This is a genomic window from Agrobacterium sp. 719_389 (assembly GCF_900188475.1).
GTDB classification, from domain to species: domain Bacteria; phylum Pseudomonadota; class Alphaproteobacteria; order Rhizobiales; family Rhizobiaceae; genus Agrobacterium; species Agrobacterium radiobacter.
Genome location: NZ_FYEM01000002.1, coordinates 653517 through 677596 on the forward strand (window position 1 = coordinate 653517; position 24080 = coordinate 677596).

15 protein-coding genes are annotated in these 24080 nt (G+C 60.1%); 12 read left to right on the forward strand and 3 right to left on the reverse strand.

The window, feature by feature from the left end:
* Complete coding sequence (locus CFB10_RS06680; protein WP_020011768.1) at nucleotides 1-1611, reverse strand: ABC transporter substrate-binding protein; 1611 nt, start codon at nucleotides 1609-1611, stop codon at nucleotides 1-3.
* Nucleotides 1612-1986: 375 nt separating this feature from the next.
* On the opposite strand from CFB10_RS06680, the gene CFB10_RS06685 reads away from it, so the two are divergent.
* Complete coding sequence (locus CFB10_RS06685) at nucleotides 1987-4692, forward strand: DNA translocase FtsK (RefSeq protein WP_026363940.1); 2706 nt, start codon at nucleotides 1987-1989, stop codon at nucleotides 4690-4692.
* 90 nt (nucleotides 4693-4782) lie between these two features.
* Entirely contained in the window at nucleotides 4783-5859 is a 1077-nt protein-coding gene (locus CFB10_RS06690) for an Ldh family oxidoreductase (RefSeq protein ID WP_020011766.1), read from the forward strand.
* A 33-nt stretch (nucleotides 5860-5892) separates the two neighbouring features.
* Here CFB10_RS06690 and CFB10_RS06695 read toward each other — a convergent pair whose 3' ends face one another.
* Nucleotides 5893-7887, reverse strand: a complete 1995-nt coding sequence (locus CFB10_RS06695; protein ID WP_026363939.1) for a bifunctional diguanylate cyclase/phosphodiesterase — start codon at nucleotides 7885-7887, stop codon at nucleotides 5893-5895.
* A gap of 316 nt (nucleotides 7888-8203) precedes the next feature.
* Between CFB10_RS06695 and CFB10_RS06700 the strand changes: the two genes are divergently transcribed.
* The 9 genes from CFB10_RS06700 to CFB10_RS06740 all read left to right on the forward strand — a co-directional run bounded on the left by CFB10_RS06700 (nucleotide 8204) and on the right by CFB10_RS06740 (nucleotide 21361).
* The gene (locus tag CFB10_RS06700; protein ID WP_020011764.1) at nucleotides 8204-9250 is read left to right on the forward strand and encodes a class I SAM-dependent methyltransferase; all 1047 of its coding nucleotides are present in this window, start codon (nucleotides 8204-8206) and stop codon (nucleotides 9248-9250) included.
* A gap of 318 nt (nucleotides 9251-9568) precedes the next feature.
* Complete coding sequence (locus CFB10_RS06705) at nucleotides 9569-10393, forward strand: bifunctional allantoicase/(S)-ureidoglycine aminohydrolase (protein WP_020011763.1); 825 nt, start codon at nucleotides 9569-9571, stop codon at nucleotides 10391-10393.
* A gap of 168 nt (nucleotides 10394-10561) precedes the next feature.
* Nucleotides 10562-12064, forward strand: a complete 1503-nt coding sequence (locus CFB10_RS06710) for a sensor domain-containing diguanylate cyclase (RefSeq protein ID WP_026363938.1) — start codon at nucleotides 10562-10564, stop codon at nucleotides 12062-12064.
* Between the two features lie 416 nt (nucleotides 12065-12480).
* A complete protein-coding gene (locus tag CFB10_RS06715; RefSeq protein ID WP_026363937.1) occupies nucleotides 12481-13671 on the forward strand; it encodes an efflux RND transporter periplasmic adaptor subunit in 1191 nt (396 codons plus the stop codon).
* 11 nt (nucleotides 13672-13682) lie between these two features.
* Nucleotides 13683-16817 carry an efflux RND transporter permease subunit gene (locus CFB10_RS06720; protein ID WP_020011760.1) on the forward strand — a complete coding sequence of 1045 codons (3135 nt, stop codon included), beginning with the start codon at nucleotides 13683-13685 and terminating at the stop codon, nucleotides 16815-16817.
* A gap of 118 nt (nucleotides 16818-16935) precedes the next feature.
* Entirely contained in the window at nucleotides 16936-17559 is a 624-nt protein-coding gene (locus tag CFB10_RS06725) for a TetR family transcriptional regulator (protein ID WP_020011759.1), read from the forward strand.
* Between the two features lie 201 nt (nucleotides 17560-17760).
* Nucleotides 17761-19284, forward strand: coding sequence for a sugar ABC transporter ATP-binding protein (locus tag CFB10_RS06730; RefSeq protein ID WP_026363936.1), 1524 nt, complete (start codon nucleotides 17761-17763; stop codon nucleotides 19282-19284).
* Nucleotides 19285-19333: 49 nt separating this feature from the next.
* A complete protein-coding gene (locus tag CFB10_RS06735; RefSeq protein ID WP_020011757.1) occupies nucleotides 19334-20335 on the forward strand; it encodes an ABC transporter permease in 1002 nt (333 codons plus the stop codon).
* A 72-nt stretch (nucleotides 20336-20407) separates the two neighbouring features.
* Nucleotides 20408-21361: a substrate-binding domain-containing protein gene (locus CFB10_RS06740; RefSeq protein ID WP_020011756.1), complete on the forward strand. Its 954-nt coding sequence runs from the start codon at nucleotides 20408-20410 to the stop codon at nucleotides 21359-21361.
* Nucleotides 21362-21417: 56 nt separating this feature from the next.
* Here CFB10_RS06740 and CFB10_RS06745 read toward each other — a convergent pair whose 3' ends face one another.
* Entirely contained in the window at nucleotides 21418-22311 is an 894-nt protein-coding gene (locus tag CFB10_RS06745; protein ID WP_003506591.1) for a LysR family transcriptional regulator, read from the reverse strand.
* A gap of 537 nt (nucleotides 22312-22848) precedes the next feature.
* Here CFB10_RS06745 and odc2 point away from each other — a divergent pair.
* A complete protein-coding gene (odc2, locus tag CFB10_RS06750) occupies nucleotides 22849-23982 on the forward strand; it encodes an ornithine/lysine decarboxylase (RefSeq protein WP_004445074.1) in 1134 nt (377 codons plus the stop codon).
* The last annotated feature ends 98 nt before the right edge of the window (nucleotides 23983-24080 follow it).

The window sequence follows — 24080 nt, forward strand, 5'->3', positions numbered from 1 at the left end:
TCAGGTGTCGACCGTCGTATCCGCCCAGTTGGAAACGGCCCAGCGGGGATTGCTGGCGACATGTTTGACCGTATCGCGCGCCACCGTGATGAAACCCCATTCGGCGACGTTGATCAGCGGCAGATCGGCGGTGACCTGCTTCTGGAAATCCTTGTAAAGCGCCGTGCGTGCCGCCGTATCAACCGTTACCGCCGCCTTGTCGATCAGTTCGTCCAGCGTCTTGTTCTCGTAACCGCCCTGATTGGAGAAGCCGACACCCGCCGGAATGCCGGAACGCACGAGAATCGTGGTGGAAATCGCCGGATCGCCGCGGAAGACCGGCGGCGCGATCGCGAGGTCGAAGGCATGATCGGTGTAGACGGCCTTCTGGTGAGCTGCTGAATCATTATTGACCAACTCGGCATCAATGCCGATTTCCTGCAGCGCCTGACGAAGATAGGAACCGAACTGTCTGGTTTCATTGAAATAGGGAGCCGGAAGAAGTTTCAGGGAGAAACGTGCTCCGTTCGCGCCGCGCGCATAACCCGCCTCGTCCAGCAGGGCATTGGCCTTGGCCACATCGAAATCATAGGTCTCGACATCGTCGGTATAAAATTCCGGCGCGTTTTTCGGCACCGGGCCTGTGGATGCCGTGGCGTAGCCGAGGAAGACTTTGTCGATGACGAATTTTTTGTCGATGGCGTGGGCGATGGCCTGTCTGACCTTGAGATCGGCCAGTTCCTTGCGGCGATGGTTGATTTCGACCACCAGCTGATAGGTCAGCGCCTCGTAACCATCGGCGATGACCTTGATGCCCGCTACCTTCGAGATGCGGTCGAGATCGGCCAGAGGCACGGCGGAAAAGGCGGCGAGCTGAATTTCCTCTGCTTCGAGCGCGGAAGCCGCTCCCGCCCGGTCCGGCAGGACGCGGTAGATGATCTCCTCCAGCTGCGGCTGCCCCTTGCCCCAGTAATTCGGGTTGCGGGTCAGGCGATAATATTCGCCGGGCTTGTATTCGGCAAAGATGAAAGGCCCGGTGCCGACCGGTTTGGTATTGGCCGGGTTGGTGGCGATATCGGTGCCTTCATAAAGATGTTTCGGCACGACGCTCGTGACGACCGGCAGCGCGTTGCGGATGAGCTGGAACGGCGTTGGCTTGGAGAAGCGGAAGATCGCCGTGTGTTCATCCGGCGTGTCGACCTTATCGAGATTGGCAAAGACCAGCCGTCCGAGGTTCTGCAATGGTTTCCAGACGGAGAGCGCCGAAAAGGCAACGTCCGCGGAGGTAAAGGGTTTGCCATCATGCCAGGTCACGCCCTCACGCAGCTTGAAGGTGGCGCTTAACCCGTCATCCGATCCCGCCCATTCGGTTGCGAGGCGCGGTTCCAGGCCGTCCTTGCCGTTGAAGGAGGCTTCGGCCAATGGCTCGATAATCTTGCTGGCAATATAAAACACGCCGTTTGAGGCGACGATCGCCGGATTGAGGTTCTTCGGCTCCGAATCGGCCGCGACGATCAACCTTCCGCCGGGCGCCGCCTGCTGCGCAGCGGCAATGCCCGCCAGCCCCGTGGTTGCGGCAAGAAGAAGCGAGGTCTTGAGAAGCGAGCGACGGGACAGGTGGACAGGCGACATGATTCACTCCGGAAATGAGGGCTGGGCGGGCCTTTCCGCTTGGTCCGCGGCCGGCCGATCTTAAGACTGCAACCTCGGCAGTGTCCACGTTAATTCGCGGGCTTTACAGCAATGATTTTACGTTGCGAGGGCCTTTGCGGAAACAATATGCTTTCCGGCGGTACTGCGCTTTTCTCACCTTGCCTTCTTGCCCTCGGTAATGCTCTGAAAATTTGATATAACCTAATAAAATTAAACGGTTGGAATGCCGTGCCCTCGATGGTATGTGTCCCGTGCCGCCTGTGGACGGAACGAAAATCTGCCGCGTCGACCCCGTTTGGAAAGGGGTAATTAACCTTTATTTTTTATTTCAGGGAGACCGAAATATGTACGTTTATGATGAGTGTGCACGCTGCCATGAGCTTCTCCCGATCCAGATTCCAGAATTCGTCCAATAGCGTAGGGGAGGGGAGCGAGAAGGCTCGTCATGCCGGCGGCCAGTCGGTTGCCGGTCAACAGACGGCGGCGATGAAGGCCAGCGCGGCACCCAAGCCGAATGCCGATGTCAGCGCAGCCGACGCCATCGAAGGCCGCGCCGAGATGCCCGGCTGGCAGAATGCTTTTGTGCTCGGCCCGAATGTCCGTTTCACCCGCACGCCGGAAAGCGCGTTTGCGCGGCGCATGCCGGTCGAGACCCCCAATATTCCGGAGGAGGAAGTCCCGGCTGTCGCTCCGCCTGAAGCAGTGGAGGCGGAAGTGGTGGAGCAGCAACAGGCTGTGCAGCAGGAGGTTGCTCCTGTCAATGAACCGGTCATAAAGCCGGCGGAGCAGCGCATGCCGCCGCCGCGCATGCCGTTCCTGCCGCAGCCGCCGGATGCCCGGGGCGCGAGGGCGCTGACCTACAAATTGCGGCTGGAGCTCGCCCGCAAGCAGGCGGAAGAGGCGGCTGCTGCTGCCCGGATGCCGGTTCAGACGGAGACTTCCGTGGCTGCAGAAGCGGCTGCGCAGCAGATATTCTCGCCGGTTCAGCCGCCATCCGTCGAGCCCGCCATCGATGCAGTTCAGACCACCGCACCGCAGGCCGTCATTCCGGCTTTCGCCACCCATCTGCCGGATGAGCTGTTCTGGGAAGTGATGACGCTTGATCTGCCGGGCAGCGCCGGCGAGGGCGTCTCCGCGTCCGCGCGCGCCGTTCTTGCAAAATCGGTCACGGCACCTGCTGTTGTCGCGCCGGTCGCCTTTGCATCGCCAGCAGCCGCTGCGATCGTACTTTCATCCGAGCCTCCCGTCGTCACCGTGCCGGGCGGTTCCGCAATTCGGCTTTACCGTGAGATCGGCGTGCGTCAGTCCGTCCTTCCCGCCGCCATTGCGGTTGCTGAACAGGAAATAGCGCCGCCGCCAGTCGCGGAAGCGCCTATGGTGGTCGAGACGCAGAGACCTGTGGAGCAGGTTCAGCCGGTGGAGAAAATTGCGGCCGAGCCGCGTTTCACCGTCCGCGCGCCCATCCAGGCCTCGCAGCCGATGTTTCGCGAAGCGCCGGTCTTTGCCGAAGGCGAATATGAATACCCCTCCATCGATCTTCTGCAGGAAGCCCGCGTCCAGCAGACCACGACCATGACGCCGGAAGCGCTGGAGCAGAGCGCCGGACTTCTCGAAAGCGTGCTGGAGGATTTCGGCATCAAGGGCGAGATCATCGATGTTCGCCCCGGCCCTGTCGTCACGCTGTACGAGTTCGAGCCCGCCCCCGGCGTCAAGTCCTCGCGCGTCATCGGCCTCTCGGACGATATCGCCCGCTCCATGTCGGCGCTTTCGGCACGTGTCGCCGTTGTGCCCGGCCGCAATGTCATCGGCATCGAACTGCCGAACCCGGTGCGTGAGACGGTTTATCTGCGCGAGTTGATCGAAGCGACCGATTACGCTGAAACCCGCCAGAAGCTTGCGCTCTGCCTCGGCAAGACCATCGGCGGCGAACCTGTCATCGCCGAGCTGGCGAAGATGCCGCACCTTCTGGTCGCCGGCACCACCGGCTCCGGCAAGTCGGTTGCCATCAACACCATGATCCTGTCGCTGCTCTACCGCCTGAAACCGGAAGAGTGCCGCCTGATCATGGTCGATCCCAAGATGCTCGAGCTTTCGGTTTATGACGGCATTCCGCACCTGCTGACGCCTGTGGTCACCGATCCGAAAAAGGCGGTCATGGCGCTAAAATGGGCCGTGCGCGAAATGGAAGACCGTTATCGCAAGATGTCGCGTCTCGGCGTGCGCAATATCGACGGTTATAATGCAAGAGCCGCTGCCGCCCGGGCCAAGGGCGAGACCGTGTTCTGCAACGTGCAGACCGGCTTTGACCGCGCCACCGGCGAAGCGGTTTACGAGCAGGAGGAAATGGACCTCACGGCCATGCCTTACATCGTCGTCATCGTCGACGAAATGGCCGACCTGATGATGGTCGCGGGCAAGGAAATCGAAGGTGCGATCCAGCGTCTGGCGCAGATGGCGCGCGCCGCCGGCATCCATCTCATCATGGCCACACAGCGTCCGTCGGTCGATGTCATCACCGGCACGATCAAGGCGAACTTCCCGACCCGCATCTCATTCCAGGTGACGTCGAAGATCGACAGCCGCACCATCCTTGGCGAACAGGGCGCGGAGCATCTGCTCGGCCAGGGCGATATGCTGCACATGATGGGCGGCGGCCGCATTGCGCGTGTCCACGGCCCCTTCGTTTCCGACGAGGAAGTGGAAAAGGTGGTCGCGCATCTGAAGACGCAGGGACGTCCGGAATATCTCGGCACCGTTACCGAAGACGCCGACGAGACCGACGAAGAGGTGGAAGAGGAAGCCGCTGTTTTCGACAAGTCCGCCATGGGTGAGGACGATAGCGATGATCTCTACGAGAAGGCTGTCAAGGTGGTGATGCGCGACAAGAAGTGCTCCACATCCTACATCCAGCGCCGCCTGTCCGTGGGCTATAACCGCGCCGCTTCGCTCGTCGAGCGCATGGAGCAGGAAGGCATTGTCGGGCCTGCCAACCATGTCGGCAAACGCGCGATCATCGCCGGCGAACGCTCTTCCTATGACGCCGTGGGGGCGGAAGACTGATTGAGCCTTCGGGCTGCGATATTCGATTGCAAAAACGCGCCCCGTGAATAGCTTGTGCGGCATGGATTCTGGAATTGGGAGGATTCCCTCATGGCGCACAGCAATGAAAAAGCCAACGTCCTGGCGAGGCTGGATGAGTTGGAGCGGTTTTGCCGCGCCGTTTTCCTGGCCGCCGGCACCGATGGCGAAACGGCCGATGCGGCGACACGCGCCATGATGCATGGCACAAGGCTCGGTGTGGACAGCCATGGGGTTCGCCTGCTTGCCCATTATATTACCGCGCTCGAAGGCGGGCGTCTCAATCGGCGGCCGCAGATAGCCCGTGTTTCCGGCTTCGGCGCAGTGGAAACGATCGATGCCGACCACGCCCATGGCGCCCGCTCCACCTATGCGGCCATGGACAGCGCCATGGCGCTTGCTGAAAAATTCGGCATCGGCGCGGTGGCGATCCGTAACTCCTCACATTTCGGCCCGGCCGGTGCCTATGCGCTGGAAGCTGCGCGACAGGGTTATATCGGCCTCGCCTTCTGCAATTCGGACAGTTTCGTGCGCCTGCATGATGGCGCCATGCGCTTCCACGGCACCAACCCCATCGCCATTGGCGTGCCGGCAGCGGATGACATGCCCTGGCTGCTGGACATGGCCACCAGCGCGGTGCCCTATAATCGCGTTCTGCTTTACCGGAGCCTCGGCCAGCAGCTGCCGCAAGGCGTCGCCTCCGATGGAGACGGCGTCGATACGCGCGATCCGCATGCCGTTGAAATGCTTGCCCCGGTCGGCGGCGAGTTCGGGTTCAAGGGTGCGGCACTTGCGGGAATGGTGGAGATTTTCAGTGCTGTGCTCACGGGCATGAAACTCAGCTTCGATATCGCTCCCATGGGCGGGCCGGATTTTGCCACGCCGCGCGGGCTCGGGGCCTTCGTTCTGGCGCTGAAGCCGGAAGCCTTCCTGGAACGGGAGGCGTTCGATGAGGGCATGAAACGTTATCTCGAGGTCCTGCGGGAATCCCCCGCGCGGGAAGACTGCAAGGTCATGGCGCCGGGTGACCGGGAGTGGGCGGTGGCCGCAAAACGGGAAAGGGAAGGGGCTCCTGTCGATCCCGTCACGCGGGAGGCGTTCTCGGAGCTCGCGGCAAGATTCTCGGTTAGTCCGCCCGCCTATCATTAAATCTGCCTGCGGCTTTCCGTCTTCACCCCAGGGTCAGGCGGGGCGCAGCAGCATGTTCGGGTGCGGATAGGCGGCGGCCGCCGGGCCCAGCCTTTCGGCGACGACGGGGCGACCGATATAATAACCCTGCGCGTAGTCGATTTCCATCTGCCGCACCAGCCTTAGCTGTTCCTCAGTCTCCACGCCTTCAATCAGGATCCTGTGGCCGCGGTTGCGGATGAGGCGGATCATGTCCTGCAGCATCGCCCGGCCGCGCGGGGTCTTGCTGTCATGCAGGAAGGAGCGGTCGATCTTGACGGTATCGAAATCCGTCATGCGCAGCCACGAAAGGCCTGCGAAACCGGTTCCGAAATCATCCAGCCAGATATTGATGCCGAGCGTCTTCAGGTCGTTCAGACACCGCAGCACGTCCGAATGCATTTCCATGTCGACGCCTTCGGTGATTTCGAAGGCGAGCCTGTTGCCGGCAATGCCGGCCTCCACGAGAATGGCCGCGACCGAGGTGGCGAAACCGGGATTTTTCAATTGCATCGGCGAGACGTTGACGCTGACGACAGCCACCTTGTCATCGGCCAGTATCTGTTTGCAGACGGTCTTGATGGTCCACAGGCCCAGTTCCATGATCGTGCCGGTGCGCTCGGCAATCGGAATGAAAATACCGGGTGCAACAGGGTTCCCGTCCAGCAGTCGAAGCCGCATCAGCGCTTCGACCCCTGCGGTCTCATTGGTCGAGACGTTGAGAATCGGCTGGTAGACGAGGGAAACGAGGTTTTCCGCAATGGCGATTTTCAGCAGCGCGGCAATGTTCTCTGTCTCGTCGCTGGTCTGCGGATCATCGGGATCGAACAGCTTCATGCAGTTGCGGCCGTTGCCCTTGGCAATATAGAGCGCGCGGTCGGCTTCATTGATGATCTTTTCCAGCTTGCCGTCCGGATTGGGGCGGGTGAAGGACGCACCGATGCTGACAGTGACGATGAAGGTGCCGTCCCGGCGCTGGTCATGGGCGAGCGACAGGTTTTCAACGGTGTGGCGGATCGTCTCGGCCAGCTCGCCAACCTGCTGCTTGGACTTGAAGGGCGCCAGCACGATGAATTCCTCACCGCCATAGCGGCCGATTGAGGCGCCGTGTTCGGTGATGGCATCCTGCAGGGCGGTGCCAACAGTCATCAGGCATTTGTCGCCTTCCTGGTGGCCGTAACGATCGTTGTATTTCTTGAAGAAGTCGACGTCGATCAGGAAAACGGCAAAGCCTTCTTCCTTCTTGATCCAATTGTCCCACAGCAGGCGCAGATGATGATCAATGGCGCGGCGGTTCTGAAGGCCGGTCAGGGAGTCGGTGTTGGAAAGCCGCAGCAGCGCCTGGCCACGCTCGTCCGCCGCCTTCTGCTGCGCCTTCGCCTCCAGCCCGTTCACGAAGACGTGGTAGCGCTCCCGGTTCAGGTTCCAGTTCACGTAGGAAGTGAAGACGAAGCAGGAAATGTAGAAGGTGCCGAAGGCGAACTTGTAGAACGAATCTTCGGGAAACTGTGTCGCCGCCAGAAAATAGGTAACAAGAATAATGCCCGAAGACACCAGCGACAGATGAAAGCGGAAGGTGAAAAACAGGTTGGCGCCCATCATGAAGATCGCCCCGAAAACCATGTAATAGGACATGTTTTCGGTATTGTCGGTCAGCAGCGAAGGTAATAGCCAGCCGATATAACCCATGACGAGAGCGGTGGCGCAGGTAAGATCAAGCGCCGCAGTGCTGGCGCCATTGCGCAGCTGAATTTCCAGCGTCAGCAGCGATGAAATGACGACGGCGAAACGTGCGAGAATGGTGTAAGATGCGACGTCGGGTATCAGAATGATGTCGGTTGCGGCAAACAGCAGATAGATGAAAACAGCGGTCCACAGGCCCCGTCGGATTGAACCACGGCGGCTGCGCTCACCTTCCTGCTGGTAAAGGGCAAGAAGTTCATCAGAAAACCGGGACTCCGGCCGCCGATAGTCTTGCTGTCCACTCACCTCTCCCAATGTGTGCTTCATGCACTTTCCCATAGTGTTGCGTATACTTTATTAAGTAACTGCTTATTCCACTTTTCCGTGTGCTGTCGCACCCAGTGCGGGTTCCCGTCGATCTCTGCCGATGTGCGCGGAGAACATGGAAAGGAAGAACGCATCATACGTTCGCAACATTAAGTTTCACTAAATCGCGTATCCGCTTTCTCCCGTACTTACGAGTGTGACCAAAAAAATACGCTAATCTACTAATGTATCCCTACACCGCACAAAAATCGAAAGCGAGTGGCCTTCCGTCTCCCAGAAACGTATAGTTAACAATGTGTTAATACTGGAGGCTGAAGTGGTGCGGGTAAAGAAGAAAAATCTTGACGGGGCAAGTCTGATTACCCCGGATACTGTCGCAAAAGAGATTTTTGCACGCAGGACGGAAACATTCGATGAGCAGTTCGCAGTTGCGAAAGCAGAGGTGGCGCTCATTCTCGAATTGGCACAACAGCAATTCGACAATCGTGTTTCAGCACGTGAGATAATACATAGAACGGCGGGCGCACTTCATGGCCTGCGGGAAAATCTCCACTCCAGCGTGTGGGCTGAACTGATTCCGCTGGTACAGAATCACCCCGTTTCGAACCATTTTCTGGAGGACCCGTTCACGCGGTGGTCTTTCGAAAAGCCGCGGGGTTATTCGGGTGATGCGCAATTGCTCGATTTCATTTATGGTCACGACAGTGTTGCCGAACTGGTGAAGAAGGCCACACCGCTCGGTGCCGCCCTTTACGATTACACGAAGGACGCCAGTTCCTCGGTCGCCGTGCGCGAGCGGCGCGATTTGCTGACACGGTTCGTTGACGAGGCTGCAGCCCGGCACGGCAATGAGACGGAAATCCTCACCATCGCGTCCGGCCATCTGCGCGAGGCGGATGCGTCCGTGGCGCTGAAAGAGGGCGGGATCAAGCGCTGGGTGGCGCTCGATCAGGATCCCTTGAGCGTTGGTTCCGTCGCCCGCGATTTTAACGGCAGCTGCATCGAGGCGATCGATGGTTCCGTGCGTGATATCGTGCTGCGCACGCAGGAACTCGGCACTTTCGACCTGATCTATGCGGCCGGTCTTTACGATTATCTGAACGACCGCGTGGCGATCAAGCTCACGCGCCGCTGCATGGAGATGTTGAAACCCGGCGGCATGTTCCTCTTCGCCAATTTCTCGGAAGACATCGTCGTCGACGGTTATATGGAGACCTTCATGAACTGGGCGCTGCTGTTGCGCTCCAAGGCGGATATGTGGCGGATCGTCAATGCAAGCGCCGACCCTTCCAGCATCGAGGCGGAGGTGTTTTTCGGCGAAAACCACAATATCGTCTACGCGACGATGCGTAAGAAGGCGTGAGACCTCAAGGTCGATAGAAAGCTACCCTCGGCACTCGTTCACGGGAAGCGAGCGAGTGCGCCTTTCGCCTTCTCCCCGCCGGGGAGAAGGTCGCGGCAGCGGGATGAGGGGGCAAGGGGCGTGAGATGCGGAGAGCTCGCCCCCTCATCCGACCCTTCGGGCCACCTTATCCCCGTCGGGGAGAAGAAATGGGCGGAGACGCCGTGCCCCATCTCTTTGCTTGCGACTTCCTGTTCCCCGCCTGTCCGCCGCCAATAACCATTTGATTAAACGCCGTCGCGGGCCTAAGAATCCGCGCCGAATGCGTTGCAGAATGGAATGGCTGAAATGAAGAGATATTATTCGGATATGGGCGGTCTGCCGGGGCAGACGGAACTTCTGTCGAGCAAGGCGGTGTTCAAGACCGCCTATGCGGTCATCCCCAAAACCGTTATGTCCGATATCGTGACGAGCGTGCTGCCGCACTGGACCGGCACGCGGGCCTGGATCATCGCCCGGCCGATGACCGGCTTTTCCGAAACTTTCGCGCAATATATCGTTGAGGTGCAGCCCGGCGGCGGCAGCGACCGGCCGGAACCGGACGCACGGGCCGAGGCGGCGATTTTCGTTGTTGACGGCGAGATGACCGTGGAGTTCGAAGGCGTGCAGCATGGTCTGCGGGAGGGTTCCTTTGCCTTCCTGCCTGCCGGGTCCCGCTGGCAGCTTCGCAACTCGGGCAAGGCGCCCGTCAAGTTCCACTGGGTCCGCAAAGCGTTTCAGGCGGTTGACGGTCTGGAGCCGCCGCCGGCGATCTTTACGCATGAAGATGAAAACACCCTGTCGCCCATGCCTGACACGGACGGCAAATGGGCGACGACCCGCTTTATCGATCCGGAGGACGTACGTTACGACATGCACCTCAACATCGTCACCTTCGAGCCGGGCGCGACCATTCCTTTCATGGAAACCCATGTGATGGAACATGGCCTTTATGTGCTGGAAGGCAAGGCCGTCTACCGGCTGAACGAGGATTGGGTGGAGGTGCAGGCGGGTGACTTCATGTGGCTGCGCGCCTATTGCCCGCAGGCCTGTTATGCGGGTGGACCGGGCCGCTTCCGTTACCTGCTCTACAAGGATGTGAACCGGCACGTGAAGCTCTGGTAACGGGCATCATAGTCACAAAGCCCAGGAATTATCGCGCAATCCGGCGGTTTGCGCGATAAATGCTTGCGTTAAATCGAATATCCCTAATAAATCCGGTGATGCGGGCGGCCATTGCTGCCCCGCACCCTTTCGGCCTTCATCCGCATTTACCTCAAGAAGAATGCCCGCATGAGTGAGACGACCGATACCAATATCTTCAACCTTGCGCCCGTGGCGATGTGGATAGAAGATTTCAGCGACGTGAAAAGCCAGTTCGATATCTGGCGGTCTCAGGGCGTCGAGGATATCAGGGCGTTTCTTCTCGAAGATTTATCAAGGGTAGCGGCCTGTTCGCAGAAAATCCGTGTGATCAAGGTCAACGCCAGGACGCTGGAGCTGTTCGAGGCCCGTGATCAGGCGCATCTCGTCGACAATCTGCACCGGATCTTTCGTGACGACATGCTGGAAAGCCATGTGAACGAGCTTTCCGAGCTCTGGGCGGGCAAGACGGAATTTACCAGCAACGCGGTCAATTATTCAATCGGCGGCAAGCGGCTGGATATTCAGTTGCGCGGCGCGGTCATCCCCGGCCACGAAGAAACACTCGGGCGGCTGCTTTTGACCACCGAGGATGTGACGGAGCGGGAGGAAGCCCGCCGCAAGGAACTTCTCAACCGCCGTTATGCCGAAGGTATGTTCAAACACTCACCCGTTTCCCTGTGGGTGGAAGATTTCAGCCGGGTGCGGCGATTGATCGAAGAGGTCAGGGACCGCGGCATCATCGATTTCCGCGTGTTCATGGATGTGCATCCCGAATTCGTGCGGCAATGCATGAGCGAAATTCGCGTCATCGACGTCAACCGCGCGACGCTCGACCTGTTCTGTGCGCCGGATCGGCAGGTTCTGTTGCAGCGGCTTGGCGATATTTTCCGCGGCGAGATGGAAAAGCCGTTCCGAGAACAGCTGATGGAGCTTTGGAACGGCAATCTCAACCACCATCGCGAGGTGGTGAATTATGCGCTTGACGGTTCGGAGCGGCACGTTCTCCTGCATTTTTCCGTTTTTCCGGGCCATGAGCACGACTGGTCGCTGGTGCAGGTGGCGCTGACGGACATTACCGCGCGCAAAAAGGCTGAAGCCTATCTCGAATATCTCGGCAAGCACGATGTGCTGACCAAGCTGCACAACCGCGCCTTCTATTCGGATGAGTTGAACAGGCTGGAACGCAACGCCCTCAGGCCGGTTTCTGCGATTGTCATCGATCTCAACGGCCTGAAGGACGCCAATGACAAGCTGGGGCACGATGCCGGCGACGCGTTGTTGCGGCGCATGGGAGAGGTGCTGAACGGCGTGGTGACCGCCCCGAACCATGCCGCGCGTATCGGCGGCGACGAATTCGCCATCCTTCTTCCCGGCGCCGACAAGCAGGTTGCCGCCGCCATGGTCGAAACCGTTTATGAGCTGCTGAAGATCAACAACCAGTTCTATTCCAGCGCGCCGCTCAGCCTGTCGCTGGGTGTGGCGACCAGCGAGGCCGGCGAGACGATGGAATCGCTGGTGCGCCGCGCCGATATGAATATGTACGAGCAGAAGAACGCCTATTATGCGGCCCTGCGCAACAGATCCGCCGATAATAGCGACACGACGAAGAACGGTCCGCCGGAATCCACCTCGCTGAAGCGTCTGTTCTAAGGGGGGAGGGCGTCTGGGACATTCCCCTCAGCCCCGACGTCATCCTCGGCCTCGTGCCGAGGATCTAATCACGTCGAATAAAATCAATCGGTTGCAGATCCTCGGGACAGGCCCGAGGATGACGTCGAGAGAATGTTTATCTCCGGAATCTAAACCGCACATCGGTGGTTTGGACGTGACGGAAGCAGCGGAAAGCTTCATTCGTCCGGCTGTCGCCTCCAGCCCGTCGCGATATGTCCTGCCTTGAACGCCAGTTAGTCCTCCGTTCCCAATTACAGCGCCCCTGTGCAAACCGTCTTACACGCCTTCACAAGCGCGTGAGACGGCTTTTGCACTGCAACAATTTCGTTGCCAAATTTTACATACGTCTTAGTATGTATGTAAATGTGACCTTTTTTATGGATTCGGAGCGCAGTATGGCGAACAGATTGAGGCAGATCGCGGCGGTGTTGTTGACAGGCATCGTTTTGGTCGGATGTAGCGATGAGCAGGCCTCAGCGCCCGGCGCGCCGCCGCCCGGTGCGGTGAAGGTCGTGACGGTGAAGCAGGAAGAGCTTCCCATTACCAACGAATTGCCCGGACGCATTGCGCCGACGCGGCTTGCCGAAGTGCGCCCGCGTGTCTCCGGCATCATCGTGGAGCGGGTATTCGAACAGGGCTCGCTGGTACAGGAAGGGGATGTTCTCTACCGGATCGATCCCGCGCCGTTTCAGGTGCGTGTCGACAGCGCCGAAGGCACGTTACGCCGGGCGCAGGCCGCGCAGCTTCAGGCGCGGCAGACCGCCGACAGGCAGCAGCAGCTGCGCCGGTCCAATGTTGGTTCCCAGCAGGAGTTTGACAATGCCATCGCCCAGCTGGCGCAGGCCGATGCCGAGGTAGCTGTGGCCGAAGCCGGCGTCGCGGAAGCGAAGCTCAATCTGCAATATGCCGATGTCAAAGCCCCGATCGGCGGCCGGATCGGCCGCGCACGTATTACCGAAGGCGCACTTGTTAGCGCCACCGGCTCGGAAAATCTGGCGACGATCCAGCAGCTTGATCCGATCTATGCCGACTTCACCCAGCCGGCCGCCGATCTCATCCGGCTGCGCAAGGCCCTGCAGGATGGCAAGCTGATGACCGGCCCGAACGAAGCCGAAGTCAACCTGCTGTTTGATGACGGCAGCCGCTACCCCGTTCCGGGTCGTCTGCTGTTTTCTGAAGCCGCGGTGGATGAAACCACCGGTCAGGTGACGCTGCGCGGTGAATTCCCGAACCCGAACGGCGATCTGCTGCCGGGCATGTATGTGCGCGTGCAGATCCAGCAGGGCATCCAGAAAGCCGCCTTCGCCGTGCCGCAGCAGGCGGTTCAGCGCGATGCCGGCGGCCAGGCCAGTGTGCTTGTCGTTAATGCCGAAGACACGGTTGAGCAGCGTCGCGTCAGCGTTGGCCGCTCCGTTGGCGATCGCTGGGTAATTTCCGAGGGCCTGAAGGATGGCGACCGCGTCGTGGCCGAAGGTTTCCAGAAGACCGCTCCGGGCGCGAAGGTGAAGCCGGAACCGTGGTCTGATGAGGCCGATGTCGCCACTGCCGCCGGCAGTGAGAGCGCGGCTCCCGCTGCGAAGCAATAAGGACCGATTTTATGGCACGTTTTTTCATCGATCGGCCCATTTTTGCCTGGGTCGTCGCCATCTTCATCATGCTGGCGGGCCTGCTTGCCATTCCCATGCTGCCGATTGCGCAATATCCGAATGTCGCCCCGCCGCAGATCTCCGTCTCGACCACCTATCCGGGCGCATCGCCGGAGGATATTTACCAGAGCGTCACGCGTCCCATCGAAGAAGAGCTGAACGGGGTTCCCGGCCTGATCTACTTCGAATCGACGTCGGAATCCTCGGGTCGCATTTCCATCAACGTCACCTTTGCGCCGGGCTCCAACATTGGTGAAGCCCAGGTGGAGGTTCAAAACCGCATTGCGCGCGTTGAACCTCGCCTTCCGCAGGCGGTGACGCAGCAGGGTCTGCGTGTGGAGCAGGCGGGCACGTCGTTCCTGATGATGGTGGCCCTCACCTCCGTCGACGGCAACACGGATGCCATCGGTCTAGGTGATTATCTCAGCCGCAACGTTCTCGGCGAGTTGCGCCGCGTTCCCGGCGTCGGCAGCGCGCAATTGTTCGCCACCCAGCGCTCCATGCGCATCTGGATGGACCCGGACAAGATGCTGGGCCTCAGCCTGACATCGAACGACGTCATCAGCGCCATCCAGGCACAGAACTCGCAGGTTGCCGCCGGCCGCATCGGTGCATCGCCAAATCCCATCGGCCAGCAGATTTCCGCAACCGTCAACGTGCAGGGTCAGCTCACCTCGCCGGAAGAATTCGGTTCCATCGTGCTGCGCGCTAATCCGGACGGCTCATCCGTCCGGCTGCGCGACGTCGCGCGCGTGGAAGTGGGCGGCGAAAGCTATAACTTCTCGAGCCGCCTGAACGGCAAGCCAAGCGCCGCCATTGGCGTGCAGCTTTCGCCCACCGGCAATGCGCTGCAGACCTCCGAGGGCGTTCGCGCCACGATGGAGGAGCTGTCGCGGTATTTCCCGCCGGGTCTGGAATACGAAATTCCCTATGACACCAGCCCCTTCGTCAAGATTTCGATCGAGAAGGTCATTCACACGCTGCTCGAGGCCATCATCCTCGTCTTCGTGGTGATGTTCGTTTTCCTGCAGAATATCCGCTACACGATCATTCCGACACTGGTGGTGCCCGTGGCGCTGCTCGGCACCTGCGCCATCATGTATGTCTCGGGTTTCTCGATCAATGTTCTGACCATGTTCGCCATGGTTCTCGCCATCGGCATTCTGGTCGATGACGCGATCGTCGTCGTCGAGAATGTCGAGCGCATCATGGCGGAAGAGCATCTGTCGCCCAGGGAGGCGACCCGCAAGGCGATGGGCCAGATTTCCGGCGCGATCATCGGCATCACGCTGGTGCTGACGGCCGTGTTCGTGCCCATGGCCTTCTTCCCGGGCGCCGTCGGCATCATCTACCAGCAGTTCAGCCTGACCATGGTGGTGTCGATCCTGTTTTCGGGCTTCCTCGCCTTGTCGCTCACACCTGCGCTCTGCGCGTCGTTCCTGAAGCCCATCAAGGCGGGGCACCATGAGAAGAAAGGTTTCTTCGGCTGGTTCAACCGCGGCTTCGACAAGGCGTCGCACAAATATTCCTCGTCCGTCGGCAGCATCATCAAGCGTTCCGGCCGCTTCATGGTCATCTATGCGGCGTTGCTGGTCGGCCTCGGTTGGGCGTATATGCAGCTGCCGAGCTCGTTCCTTCCGAACGAAGATCAGGGCTACCTGATCGTTGACATTCAGGCGCCGGCGGAAGCCAGCAGTGACCGCACCCTGCAATCCATCCAGCAGATCGAAAAGATCTTCATGGAAGAGCCGGCGGTGGATCGTGTGATTGCGGTTTCGGGTTTCTCCTTCTCCGGCTCCGGCCAGAACGCGGGTCTCGCCTTCGCCACCTTGAAGGACTGGAGCGAACGCGGCCCGAACGATTCCGCCGCCGCCATATCGGCGCGCGTCAATGCCAAGCTGTGGGGTCTTCCGGACGCCATGTCGTTTGCGCTGTCGCCGCCGCCAATCCAGGGCCTCGGCAATTCCAGCGGCTTCACCTTCCGCCTGCAGGATCGCGCGGGCGCGGGACAGGCAGCTCTCAGCGCCGCCGGTGCGCAACTGATGGCCGCTGCCCGTCAGAGCCCCATCCTTGCCGGCCTTCGCATTGAAGGCATGCCGGATGCGGCGCAGGTCAATCTCATCATCGACCGTGAGAAGGCCAATACGTTCGGCGTCACCTTCAGCGATATCAACGCCACCATCTCGGCCAATATGGGCTCGTCCTACGTCAACGACTTCCCCAATGCCGGCCGCATGCAGCGCGTGACGGTGCAGGCGGAGCAGGGCCAGCGCATGAAGACGGAGGATCTCCTGAACCTCAACGTCCGTAATGCCAATGGCGGCATGGTGCCGGTGAGCTCGTTTGCCACGGTGGAATGGGTGCGCGGTCCCTCGCAGGTGGTCGGTTATAACGGCTATCCGGCTGTGCGTATCGGCGGCCAGTCCGCACCGGGCTATTCTTCCGGTGACGCCATTGCCGAAATGGAGCGTCTGGCGAGCGAATTGCCTGCTGGTTTCGGTTTCGAATGGACCGGGCAGTCGCTGCAGGAAATCCAGTCCGGTTCGCAGGCGCCGGCGTTGATTGGGCTCAGCGTTCTGTTCGTCTTTCTTCTGCTGGCAGCGCTTTACGAAAGCTGGTCCATTCCGCTCTCCGTCATGCTGGTGGTGCCGCTTGGCGTCATCGGCTCGGTGGCGGCTGTCATGCTGCGCGGCATGCCGAACGACGTCTACTTCCTGGTGGGCCTCGTCGCCATCATCGGCCTGTCCGCAAAGAACGCGATCCTGATCATCGAATTCGCCAAGGATTTGCGGGCGGAAGGAAAATCCACCTATGATGCGACGGTGGAGGCGGCGCACTTGCGCTTCCGGCCGATCCTGATGACGTCGCTTGCCTTCTCGCTCGGCGTGCTACCAATGGCGATCGCCTCCGGTGCGAGTGCGGCGAGCCAGAACGCCATCGGCACCGGCGTTCTGGGCGGCATGATCTCGGCGACGATCCTCGCGATCTTCTTCGTCCCCGTCTTCTTCGTATTTGTCATGAAGATTTTCGGGGATCGGAAGAAGGAGAAAGAGATTGCTGCTGACGCCGTATCGCCGGCGGAATAAAACGAGTGTGGAGGCCGGGCTAAAAGTCATTTGAATGCGTTCATCTGATTGACAGCGCGGTACTGCAAAGAAGGCACGGTGCGAAAGCGCCGTGCCGCGATTGGAAGGAGACATCAGCATGCGCCGAACCAAGGCCGAGGCAGAAGAGACGCGTCAGGCGATCCTTGCCGCTGCCGAGCGGGTGTTCTTCAAAAAGGGCGTTGCCAACAGCTCCCTCGATGAGGTGGCGGCTGCGGCCGGCGTCACGCGCGGAGCGATCTACTGGCATTTTTCCAGCAAGAGCGATCTCTTTATCGGCCTCTATCAATCGGTGTCCCTGCCGGAATCGGATCTGCTCGATTTCGGCGACCCCGACGTCAAGGGGCTGGCTCTGCTGGCCAAGATCGAGGAAGCCGCCTGCAAATGGCTGACGCTTCTTTCAAAAGATGAACAGCGCCAGCGCATCATGACCATCAGCCTGCGCACCAATTACTCCGATGAGTTCGCTCCGGTGCTGCACGCACAGGAAGAACTGGACCGGTATCACAAGGATCGGCTTGAGGGCGCTTTCGCGCGGGCGCAGGCGGAAGGTGCATTCAACGACAACTGGACGGCGGACTCTGCGCTCGACGCGCTCTACTGGCTGCTGAAGGGCATGTGCTCCGACTGGCTGCTGTTCGGCAAGCGTTTCGATCTGGCCAGGGAGGGCGCCGAAGCTGTGCACCGTCTGATGAAGGGGTTCAAGCGCTCCTCCGCATCCTGACAGGACTTTCGGGACCTTCGGGTCTGCGGTTCATACGGTCAAATTTGAGTGTATTCTAAAAGACCAGCGAAAATTGCTTTACGTACCTCAAAACGAACGCTAGCTTCTTCTTCGAGCTTTGGGAGGAGTTCGCAGATGGTCATTTCAAATAAAATTAAGGGGCAAGCGCCGTCCGTTCCTACCGGACACCGGTGACGGCACATGGCTTTTGCTGACGAATCTCCAGACCATGCCCTTATCCGGACGGTTGGGCTGTCGAAGTCTTTCGGGCCGGTACAGGTTTTGAAGGATATCGAGATCGCGGTGCGTGCCGGTGAGGTCCACGCGATCATAGGCGAGAACGGCGCCGGCAAGTCGACGCTGATGAAGCTTCTGGCCGGCAATGAAAAGCCGTCGGGCGGGGAAATCCGCATCGATGGCGAAGCCGTGACGCTGAGCGGTCCCGTGGATGCCGAACATCGCGGCATTGTTCTCGTGCATCAGGAAATATTGCTGGCGCCCGATTTGACGGTGGCGCAGAACATTTATCTCGGCCGCGAAGTGCGCAGAGGCGCCATGGTGGATGACCGCGCCATGCGCGCCGGCGCCCGCAAGGCGATCGCCGATCTTGGCGGTACGATCGATCCGGACGCCATTGTCGGCAGCCTTTCTATTGCCCAGCGGCAGCTGGTGCAGATCGCCCGCGTTCTGCTCGTGCCGCATCGCGTGGTCATTTTTGATGAGCCGACGGCGAGCCTTACGCCCATCGAAACGGATGCGCTGCTGAATGTCATCAGGGACATCCGGGCAAAGGGCGTGGCCGTGCTTTATATTTCGCACCGTCTGCCTGAAGTGAAGGAGATTGCCGACCGGGTGACGGTTCTGCGTGACGGCAAGCTGATCGCTTCCCATCCGGCATCGGCGCTGGAGCCTGCCGATATGGCGCGGCTCATGGTGGGGCGCGACGTGGCCAAGCTTTATCCGGACCGCGCCGCCGGCGGCGAGCACGAGCCGGTTCTGCAGGTGGAGCATTTTACCGTTCCGGGGTATGCTCAGGATGCCGGTTTCAGCCTGCGCAGGGGCGAAATCCTTGGTTTCGCCGGTCTGGTCGGCGCCGGCAGAACGGAACTCATGGAAGGAATACTCGGCCTGCGCGCCGGGCGGGGAACCGTGCGGCACCACGGCGGGCCGGTGCATTTCGCAAAGGCGGAAGACAGCCTGAAGGCCGGCATCGTTTATCTGAGCGAGGACCGCAAGGGCAAGGGGTTGCTGCTTGGCAAGGATCTGCGGATCAACTTGACACTGGCCTCGCTCAGGAAATTCAGCCGGATGTTCCAGATCGACACGCGGCGCGAAACGGCGGCGCTCGATGATGCGGTGCGCGATTTCGATATTCGCACTGGCCGCAAGGATTTGCTTGCGGGCCAGCTCTCCGGCGGCAACCAGCAGAAGCTGCTGCTCGCCAAGATGATGCTTCTCGATCCCTCCATCGTCATCATCGACGAACCGACACGGGGCATCGACATCGGCACCAAGGAGCAGATCTACCGCTTTATCGCCAAGCTCGCGGATGAGGGGCGTTCGATCATCGTCGTTTCCTCGGAAATGCCGGAGCTGATCGGTATCTGCGATCGTATTCTTGTGATGCGTTCGGGCCGGATCGTCGGTGAGGTGACCGGTGAGCGCATGACTGAAAACGACATCGTGGCGCTGGCGACGGGCGTTCATACGCAGGAACCTGCCTGAGCGCCCGTGTCGCGGGAAATATGGCCTGATAAAGAAACTGAGGGAAAACATGACTGAGGCCGCATTTGATAACGGCAAAACGCCGAAGACCTCGAAGGACTGGGACCTGCGAGCGGTTGCGCCTTTCGTGGCGCTGGCCCTGCTGCTGGTTCTCGGCACCATCGCCAATCCCAATTTCATCGGCATCGACAATCTGTTGAATGTCGTCACCCGCAGCGCCTTCATCGCCATCATCGCGCTCGGCGCCACTTATGTCATCACGTCAGGCGGGCTTGATCTGTCGGTCGGCGCCATGGTTGCATTTGTCGCCAGCCTGATGATCCTGTTCATGAATAGCGGCGTCATCGCCAGTCCGCTCTTGATGCTGCTCACCGCCATGGCTCTGGCGCTCGCCATCGGCGCGGCCTGCGGGCTGACAAACGGCCTCATCACCACGGTCGGCCGCATCGAGCCCTTCATCGCCACGCTCGGCACCATGGGCATCTATCGCGGGTTGACCACATGGCTGTCACAGGGCGGCGCGATCACGCTGCGCAATCCGGAAATCCAGACGCTGTATCGCCCGGTCTATTTCGGCAATGTCCTTGGCGTGCCGGTGCCTGTCATCGTCATCTTCGTCACCGCCGCAATAGCCGCCTTCGTGCTTTACCGCACCCGCTATGGCCGGCATCTGACGGCGGTCGGCTCCAGTGAGGATGTGGCGCGTTACTCCGGCATTTCGGTCGCGCGGGTGCGCACCATCGCTTATGTGGTGCAGGGGCTCTGCGTCGCCGTTGCGGTGCTGCTTTATGTGCCGCGTCTTGCCTCCACCTCGGCCACGACAGGCATGTTGTGGGAGCTGCAGGCGATCACCGCCGTCGTCGTCGGCGGCACGGCGCTGAGAGGCGGGGTAGGGCGCATCTGGGGTACGATCTGCGGCGCCTTCATTCTGGAGATCGTCGGCAACATCATGATCCTGTCGAACTTCGTCAGCGAATATCTGATCGGCGCCATTCAGGGCGCGATCATCATCATCGCCATGCTGGTGCAGCGCTCGCTCAGCCGCAGGTGACGTATCACGCCGCGCCATGTGGGGCAGGCGCGGTTGAAGGAGGAACGCCCCGGTCTTGGGAGGAAAGAGACTATGCGTAGTAAATTCATCGGCGTGGCCTTTGCCGCGCTGGCCACGGTGCTTGCGGGTTCAGTACACGCACAGGACAAGAAGGTCACCATCGGCGTGTCCATTCCGGCGGCCGACCATGGCTGGACGGCAGGCGTCGTCTATCATGCCGAGCGTGTGGCGAAGCTGCTGATGCAGGAGCATCCGGGGCTCAACATCATCGTCAAGACGTCGCCGGATGCCGCCAATCAGGCGAATGCGCTTCAGGACCTTGCCGTGCAGGGGCTCGATGCGCTTGTCGTGCTGCCGTCCGATCCGGATCCGCTCGTCAACGCCATCAAGGAGATCAAGGACAAGGGCACCTTCGTCGCGCTCGTCGACCGCGCGCCGAGCGTCAACGACAATTCGATCCGCGATCTCTACGTTGCCGGCAACAACCCCGCGCTTGGCCAGGTGGCGGGCGAATACATCAAGAAGACGACGCCGGATGCCGAAGTCGTGGTCATTCGCGGCCTGCCGATCCCGATCGACCAGCAGCGCCAGGATGGTTTCGACAAGGGTATTGCCGGTTCCAGCGTCAAGGTTCTCGACCGGCAATATGGCAACTGGAACCGCGACGACGCCTTCCGTGTGATGCAGGACTATCTGACCAAGTACAAGAAGATCGACGTGGTCTGGTGTCAGGATGACGACATGGCAATCGGCGTGCTGGAGGCTATCCAGCAGGCGAAACGTACCGACATCAAGTATATCGTTGCGGGCGCCGGTTCCAAGGACATGATCAAGAAGGTCATGGACGGCGACAAGCTGGTGCCGGTCGACGTGCTCTATCCGCCGGCAATGGTGGCGACAGCCATGCAGCTGACGGCAGGGCATTTCTACGATCAGGTCCCGGTTGCGGGTGAGTATATCCTCGATGCGACCCTGATCACCAAGGACAATGCCGAGCAGTTCTACTTCCCGGATTCGCCGTTCTGATCTGACTTTCAGCCAACACCGACGCCCGCCGCAAGGCGGGCGTTTCATTTGATGGGTTACCCGTTCTTCCTGAACCACGCCGAGAGATAATCGACAAAGCTCCGCACCTTGGCGGGCAGGTAGCGGCGATGCGGATAGACCGCATAAATGCCCCTGTCCTTGGAAATATAATCGTCAAACAGCGTCACCAGTTCACCGGACTGGATGTAAGGTCGGGCGATGAAATCCGGTACCAAAGCGATGCCGAGACCGGCGCGCGCCGCGCGCAGCGTCGCCTGCGGGCTGTTGACCTCGATTGGCCCGCTGATGGTGACGGAATTCGAGCCGCCATCCGGCTCCAGATACCGCACTGTATTATGAAAACGCGTATTGGTGTCGATGATGAAGGGAACGCGGGAGAAGTCCTGTGGGCCATCGAGCGGCCCGTGTTGCGCCACGAAATCGGCCGTCGCCACCGCATAGACCCGGAAATCGGAAAGCTTGCGGGCAATGAGGCCCGAATCTTCCAGCCGGGTGATTCGAACCGCGAGATCGAAACCTTCCTCGATCAGGTCGACGAACCGGTCTTCCGCGACAATTTCCAGCGACAGTTCAGGATTTTCCTTGGCAAAATCGATCAGGCTCTGGCCGACATCCGCATCGATGAAGGTGCGGGGAACGGAAATCTTGAGCTTGCCCTTCAGATCGGCATTCTTTTCACGCACCAGATCGGCGAGGTTATCGATCTCCTTCAGAATATCGGAGGCGGTGCGGTAATAGGTGTGGCCGGCTTCCGTCAGCGAAAACTGCCGGGTGGTGCGGTTGAGGAGCAGCGCGCCGAGATCATCTTCCAGTTCCCGCACATATTTGGACAGAAGCGCCTTGGAGCGCCCGGTCTTGCGCGCTGCGGCGGAAAACCCCTCAGCTTCGACAACATCGATAAAGGCGCGGATGCGGGTCAGCGTGTCCATGAAAATCCTCCAGTTCGTTCCACATAATTGAACGCTGAAAGGCGACTGTTCAACCTTAAAATCGCTGCTGAAAAAATCCGCGACATGATGAAAAAATCCTCTTGATTATGACGGCGAATATTCTTATCTCCCGTGCTGCCCAAAGTCGCACGTGCCCATGTGTGTCCGCCGAGTCCTCGATGTGGTGAGGATTTAGGTAAGGTACCTGGAACTAACCCCTCCAGTCGCTATTCCGGCCAACCGGGAAATGCGAGGACATATGAAGCAACGACGGTGCGGGCCTTTCTGGTTCTCTGCCGGCTTTCCATCAGCCGGGGTACTGAAGAGGCACACCATCATTGCCTGAAGTGCGGTCGGGTCATTCCCTCCAATCGATGGCAGACAAAGCCGAATGATGCTCTGGCAGGGCGTCGTTCACATTCGCGCCTTGAGCGTATGTTATCGAATCTGCGCCTCCACCGGCTGATTCGTATGCATATCTCGAGCGTCCTTTGTCCTTCGGATTTTTCCGGAGCCGGTTTAACAGGGAATATATCGATGACGACTGCACGCATTCTCGACTTCATCAAGACCCGACGTCCCGAAGGCCCTTGCCTCGTGGTTGATCTCGACGTCGTGCGCGACAATTTCAACGCTTTCCGGCATTCCCTGCCGAACAGCGCCATCTATTACGCCGTCAAGGCAAACCCGGCTCCCGAAATCCTGAAGCTGCTTGCTTCGCTCGGCTCCAACTTCGATTGCGCCTCCGTGGCTGAAATCCAGATGGCGCTCGACGCGGGTGCGACGTCCGACCGTATCTCCTTCGGTAACACCATCAAGAAGGAACGCGATGTTGCGCGCGCCCATGCGCTCGGCATCGATCTCTTCGCCGTTGATAGCCATGAGGAAGTCGAGAAGGTTGCCCGCGCCGCTCCCGGCGCACGCGTGTTCTGCCGCGTACTGACGGATGGCGAAGGCGCCGAATGGCCGCTGTCGCGCAAGTTCGGCTGCGTGCCGCAGATGGCTGTCGACGTTCTGGTCTATGCACATCAGCTCGGCCTCGAATCCTACGGCGTATCCTTCCATGTCGGTTCGCAGATGATGAATCTCGACGCATGGGATGCGGCGCTGGCCGATGCCAAGCGCGTCTTCGCTTCGCTTGCCAAGCAGGGCATCCACCTGCAGATGGTCAACATGGGTGGTGGTTTCCCGACCAAGTACCTGCGCGACGTTCCGGCTGCCGAAGAATACGGCCAGGCGATCGACACGGCGCTGCGCAAGCACTTCGGCAACCAGATCCCGAAGACGATCATCGAGCCGGGCCGCGGCATGGTCGGCAATGCCGGCGTCATCAAGGCGGAAGTTGTTCTCGTGTCGCGCAAGTCCGACAATGACAACCACCGCTGGGTATTCCTCGACATCGGCAAGTTCGGCGGTCTCGCCGAAACGATGGACGAGGCTATCCGTTACCCGATCCGCACCGAGCGCGATCAGGACGAGATGGAGCCCTGCGTTCTGGCCGGTCCGACCTGCGACAGCGCCGATGTGCTTTATGAAAAGAACATGTACCCGCTGCCGGTCTCTCTGACCATCGGCGACGAAGTTCTGATCGAAGGCACGGGCGCCTACACGACGACCTATTCGGCAGTTGCCTTTAATGGCTTCGAGCCGCTGAAGGCTTACGTCATCTAAGCGTCGGAAAATCCGATCATTAAAAGTCCGAACGCCGTCCGCTGAGCAGGGCGGCGTCTCGACCAAGCTTCCGTTCCGGCTTTGCCGATTGTGCTGAT

Bases quoted from the DNA above. Each gene is read 5' to 3' on its own strand.
- CFB10_RS06730 (WP_026363936.1), top strand. From the start codon at position 17,761: ATGGCTTTTGCTGACGAATCTCCAGACCATGCCCTTATCCGGACGGTT.
- CFB10_RS06710 (WP_026363938.1), top strand. From the start codon at position 10,562: ATGAGTGAGACGACCGATACCAATATCTTCAACCTTGCGCCCGTGGCG.
- CFB10_RS06740 (WP_020011756.1), top strand. From the start codon at position 20,408: ATGCGTAGTAAATTCATCGGCGTGGCCTTTGCCGCGCTGGCCACGGTG.
- CFB10_RS06680 (WP_020011768.1), bottom strand. From the start codon at position 1,611: ATGTCGCCTGTCCACCTGTCCCGTCGCTCGCTTCTCAAGACCTCGCTT.
- CFB10_RS06690 (WP_020011766.1), top strand. From the start codon at position 4,783: ATGGCGCACAGCAATGAAAAAGCCAACGTCCTGGCGAGGCTGGATGAG.
- CFB10_RS06725 (WP_020011759.1), top strand. From the start codon at position 16,936: ATGCGCCGAACCAAGGCCGAGGCAGAAGAGACGCGTCAGGCGATCCTT.
- CFB10_RS06695 (WP_026363939.1), bottom strand. From the start codon at position 7,887: ATGAAGCACACATTGGGAGAGGTGAGTGGACAGCAAGACTATCGGCGG.
- CFB10_RS06720 (WP_020011760.1), top strand. From the start codon at position 13,683: ATGGCACGTTTTTTCATCGATCGGCCCATTTTTGCCTGGGTCGTCGCC.
- CFB10_RS06735 (WP_020011757.1), top strand. From the start codon at position 19,334: ATGACTGAGGCCGCATTTGATAACGGCAAAACGCCGAAGACCTCGAAG.
- CFB10_RS06685 (WP_026363940.1), top strand. From the start codon at position 1,987: ATGATGAGTGTGCACGCTGCCATGAGCTTCTCCCGATCCAGATTCCAG.
- CFB10_RS06715 (WP_026363937.1), top strand. From the start codon at position 12,481: ATGGCGAACAGATTGAGGCAGATCGCGGCGGTGTTGTTGACAGGCATC.
- odc2 (WP_004445074.1), top strand. From the start codon at position 22,849: ATGACGACTGCACGCATTCTCGACTTCATCAAGACCCGACGTCCCGAA.
- CFB10_RS06705 (WP_020011763.1), top strand. From the start codon at position 9,569: ATGGCTGAAATGAAGAGATATTATTCGGATATGGGCGGTCTGCCGGGG.
- CFB10_RS06745 (WP_003506591.1), bottom strand. From the start codon at position 22,311: ATGGACACGCTGACCCGCATCCGCGCCTTTATCGATGTTGTCGAAGCT.